At 72.5% G+C, this 5,006-nt stretch carries 2 protein-coding genes; both read right to left on the bottom strand.

Going from position 1 to position 5,006, the window contains the following annotated elements; genetic code table 11:
* The coding region (locus AC1DXV_RS31225) for a type I polyketide synthase (RefSeq protein WP_477937355.1) at positions 1-2,427 on the bottom strand (2,427 nt) is incomplete at its 3' end.
* A partial coding sequence (locus tag AC1DXV_RS31220; protein ID WP_477937353.1) for an amino acid adenylation domain-containing protein occupies positions 2,427-5,006 on the bottom strand: 2,580 nt, incomplete at its 5' end. The genes AC1DXV_RS31225 and AC1DXV_RS31220, both read right to left, overlap by 1 nt.

Here is a 5,006-nt window from a genome sequence, read left to right as displayed (position 1 = left end):
GCTCAAGGTCGCGCCGGGGCCGACCTCCAGCAGCGCACGCCCCGGCACCTCGAACGCCGCCCGCAGCCCGTCGGCGAAGCGCACCGCGCCGCGCAGGTGGCGGCCCCAGTACGCAGGATCGACCGCCTCGGCCGCGGTGATCACGCGGCCCGACGCGTTCGAGATGAACGGCAGGCGCGGCGCCTCGCGCGGCACCGCGGCGATCGTGCGCTCCAGCTCGGCGACGATGGGCTCGACCATCGCCGAGTGCGATGCGATGCCGACGTGCAGCCGGCGCGGCTGCTGCCCGGCCTCGCGCAGGCGTGCCTCGGCCCGCTCGATCGCGGCCATGGGACCGGCGATCACGCACAACTGTTCGGCGTTGACCGCAGCGAGGTCGCAACCATCGCCGAGGTACGGGCGCAGCGCGTCTTCGGTCAGCGCCACCGCCGTCATCGCGCCGGCCGGCAGCCCTTGCATCAGGCGGCCGCGGGTGGTCACGATGTGCAGCGCATCCGCCAGCCGGAAAACCCCGGCCAGGCAGGCCGCAACGTACTCGCCGAGGCTGTGGCCGATCATCAGCGCCGGGGTCACGCCGAGGCTCATCCACCAGCGCGCCATCGCGTACTCGATGACGAACAGCGCCGGCTGCGTCAGCTCGATGCGCGCAAGCCGTTGCTCGGCTGCTGCCGCGTCGGCCGGCGCCGGAAACAACACCTCGCGCAGGTCGAACCCGAGCTCGGGCCGCAGCAGCTCGCAGCAATGGTCGACCTCGGCGCGGAACACACCGCTGCGCCGGTACAGCGCCTCGCCCATGTGCACATGCTGGGCACCACCGCCGGGGAACAGGAACACCAGCTCGGGCGCCGCATCGACCGCGGCGTTCGCGGCTTCGGGCGCCTGCAGCATCTGCGCCGCCAGCGCGTGGCTGTCGGCCACCACCGCGCTGCGCTGCGCGAAGGCCTGCCTGCCGGATTGCAGCGTGTGCGCCACGTCGGCCAGGGCCTGCTCCGGATGCGACTGCAGGTGGTCCGCGAGCAGCGCACGCGACTCGCGCAGCGCCGTGCCGTCACGGGCCGACAGCGGCAACACCTGCCAGTCGCTGTCGTCCAGCAACTCGGTCGCAGCCGGCGCCTCTTCCAGCACCACGTGCACGTTCGTGCCACCGATGCCGAAACCGCTGACGCCGGCACRCCGCGGCGTGTCGCCCTGCGGCCACGGCGCGGCCGCGGTGCTGACGTAGAACGGGCTGCTGCCCAGAGCCAGCTGCGGATTCGCCCGCTCGAAATGCAGGCTCGGCGGCAGCGTGCGGTGCTTCAGCGCCATCACCGCCTTGATCAGCCCGGCGACGCCGGCCGCGGCATCGAGGTGGCCGATGTTGGTCTTGACCGAGCCGAGCGCGCAGAAGCCGCGGCGCGCAGTGCCGGCGCGGAAGGCCTGCGTCAGCGCCGCCACCTCGATCGGGTCGCCGAGCACGGTGCCGGTGCCGTGCGCCTCGATGCAACCGATGCTGTCGGGCGACACGTCGGCCACCAGGTGCGCGGCACGGATCACGTCGGCCTGGCCGCGCACGCTGGGCGCGGTGAAGCCGACCTTGTCCGAACCATCGTTGTTCGCGGCCGAGCCCTTGATCACCGCATGCACGGTGTCGCCGTCGCGCAGCGCGTCGTCGAGGCGCTTCAGCACCACCAGGCCGGCGCCGCTGCCGATCAGCGTGCCGGCCGCCTTTTCGTCGAAGGCGCGGCAATGGCCGTCGGGCGACAGGATCGCGCCGGCCTGGTGGCGGTAACCGCCGTCCTGCAGCAGGTTCAGCCACACACCTCCCGCCAGCGCCATGTCGCAGTCGCGGGCCAGCAGCGCCTGGCAAGCGGTGTGGATGGCGGTCAGCGAGGTCGAGCAGGCGGTCTGCACCGTGACGGCCGGGCCGCGCAGGTTCAGCTTGTAGGCGACGCGGGTGCACAGCGAGCCGGGCGAGTTGCCGCTCATCAGGCTCAGCAGCTCGGCGATCTGGCCGGTGTCGGCACCACCCGACGCCGGAAGCAGGTGCCGGATCAAGTAGAGATTCGGTCCGTCGCCTGCATACACGCCGACCGGCACGTCGAGCTGGCCGGTCGCGTAGCCGGCCTGCTCCAGCGCCTGCCAGGCGCACTCGAGAAACAGCCGCTGCTGCGGATCGAGCTGCTCGGCCTCGCGCGGCGCGTAGCCGAAGAAGCCGGCGTCGAACTCGCCGATGCCGTCGAGCCGCACGCCGGCCTTCACGAAGCTGGGGTCGTCGAGCAGGCTCTGCGGCACGCTACGTGCACGCAGCTCGTCGTCGCTGAAACGGGCGACCGATTCGACGCCGTCGCGGATGTTGCGCCAGAAGGCGTCGACATCGGCCGCACCAGGGAAGCGGCCGGCCAGGCCGATGATCGCGATCTCGATGCCGTTCGGCTCTTGGTGTTGCATCAGGTGTTCCTCTCGGTGGCGCGGCGCCGCTGCAGCAGCGCGGCCCGTTGTTGTCTGGCGCGGTCGTCGACGGCTGCAGTGGCAGGCGCCGTTGAACCGCGCTCCAGCCGCTGCGCGAGTGCTGCGAGCGTCGGGTGCTTGAACAGCTCGACCAGCGGCAGCTCGACCCCCAGCCGCTGCTGCACCTGCTGGTGAACGCGGATCAGCAGCAGCGACTGCCCGCCGAGGTCGAAGAAGTTGTCGTGCTGGCCGACGCGGGCCACGCCCAGCACCTCGCGCCAGATCGCGGCCAGCGTCTCGGCGATGYGGCCCTGCGGCGCGAGGTGCGCGCGGTCGCCCTCGAACACCGGTTCGGGCAGCGCGCGGCGGTCGACCTTGCCGTTGGGCGTCAGCGGCAGCGCGTCCAGCGCGACGATCGCGCTCGGCACCATGTGGTCGGGCAGTGCATCGGCCAGCGCCTGGCGCAGCACGGCGGCGTCGATGCGCTGGCCGGCATGCGGCGCCGCATAAGCCACCAGCCGCAGGCCGGCCGGCCCCGGCTTCGCGACGACGACCGCGTCGCGCACCGAGCCGTGCGCCAGCAGCCGCGCCTCGATCTCACCGAGCTCAACCCGGAAGCCTCTGACCTTCACCTGCTGGTCGATGCGGCCCAGATAGTCGAGCTGGCCCTCGGCGTTCCAGCGCACCACATCGCCAGTGCGGTAGAGCCGCCCGCCCCGCGGATCGAACGGATCGGCGACGAAACGCTCCGAGGTCAGCGCCGCGCGGTTCAGGTAGCCGCGCGCCAGGCTCACGCCGCCCAGGTACAGCTCGCCGGCGACCCCGGGCGGCACGAGGTTCAGGTCGGCGTCGAGCACGCGCGCGCTCGTTTCGGTGATCGGCCGGCCGATCGGCACTTGCGTCGCGCCGTCGGCGCGGCAAGTCCAGTGCGTGACGTGGATCGTCGTCTCGGTCGGGCCGTAGAGGTTGTAGAGCGTCGCGCGCGGCAGCCGCAGCGCGACCTCCTTCTGCGCCTCGGCCGGCAGCGCCTCGCCGCCGACGATCACGCGGCGCAGCGGGGCCTCCCCTCTCTGGGCCTGAGACTCCATGGCTCGTACCTGCGGCTGCTGCAGGAAGGCCTGCAGCATCGCCGGCACGAAGTTCAGCGTCGTGATGCGATGCCGCAGGATCAGCGCCGCGAGCCGCGCCGGGTCGCGGTGCTCGCCCGGTGCGGCCAGCACCAGCGGCGCGCCGGTGGTGAGCGGCCAGAACATCTCCCAGGCCGACACGTCGAAACCGAACGCGGCCTTGTGCAGCACCGTGTCGGCCGCGTCGAGGCGGTAGACCTGCTGCATCCACGCCATGCAGCTCGCGAGCGCCTGGTGGCGCACCGCGGCGCCCTTCGGCGTGCCGGTGGAGCCGGAGGTGTAGATCACGTAGACGAGGTGCTCGCCGTGCATGTCGATCGGCGGATCTCGGTCCGGTTCGGCGGAGGTGTCCAGCGTGTCGAGGTCGAGCACACGCGCCGCGATCACCGGCAGGCGATCGTGCACCGCGCCGTGCGTCAGCACCAGCGCGACGCCGCTGTCGCCCACCATCCACGCGAGGCGTTCGGCCGGCAGCTCGGTGTCCAGCGGCACATACGCGGCGCCCGTCTTCAGCACCGCGAGGATGCTGACCATCATGCCGACCGAGCGTTCGAGCGCGATGCCGACGCGGGTCTCCGGACCGATGCCTTGCGCGATCAGGTGGTGCGCCAGGCGGTTGGCGCGGTGGTTGAGCTCGCCGCGGGTCAGCGTCTCGTCAGCGAAGTGCAGCGCGACGGCCGCGGGGTTCTCGCGCACCCGCTGCTCGAACGCGCGATGCACCGGCAGCCAGTCGTCGAAGCGTTGTTCATCGACACCCCAGGCGGCGAGCCGCGCGTGCTCGTCCGCGCCCAGCAGGTCGACATCGCCGAGCGCCTGCGCGGGCCGCTGCGCCAACGCCTGCAGCAGCGCGAGCAGGTGCGCGCCGAAGCGCTCGACGGTTGCCGCCTCGAACAGCTCGGCCGCGTAGACGAACGAGAGCTCCAGCGGCGCACCGGCCCGCTCGCGCAGCTCCAGCGCCAGATCGAACTGCGCCGCGAGCTCGGGCAGCGGCAGCGACTCGACCGCGAGGCCCGGCAACTGCCGCAGCAGCCGCGGGTCTTCGCCGACGTGGTTGAACACCACCTGGAACAGCGGGCTCGTGCCCAGGCTGCGCTCGGGCTGCAAGGCCTCGACCAGCAAATCGAACGGCAGCTCGGCATGCGCCTGCGCGCCGAGCGAGGCATCGCGGGCCTGCGCCACCAGCTGCGCGAGCGTCGTGCGCCCGCCGATGCGGTTGCGCAGCACCAGCGTGTTGACGAACAGCCCGATCAGCGCCTGCGCCTCGGGCCGCGCGCGGTTCGCCACCGTCATGCCGACGCGCACGTCGCGCTGCCCGGTGCAGCGGTACAGCAGGCCCTGGAACACGCCGAGCAGCAGCATAGCCAGCGTGGCGCCCTGCCCTTGCGCAACCGCCTGCAGCGCCGTGCGCAGCGGCTCGGGCAGCGTGAACCTGTGGCGCGCGCCGCGGTAGCC

It is taken from the genome of Rhizobacter sp. P3_C12 (assembly GCF_056402735.1).
Note: the sequence above shows the minus strand (reverse complement) of the source record. Positions and strands in the feature narration are given on the sequence as shown.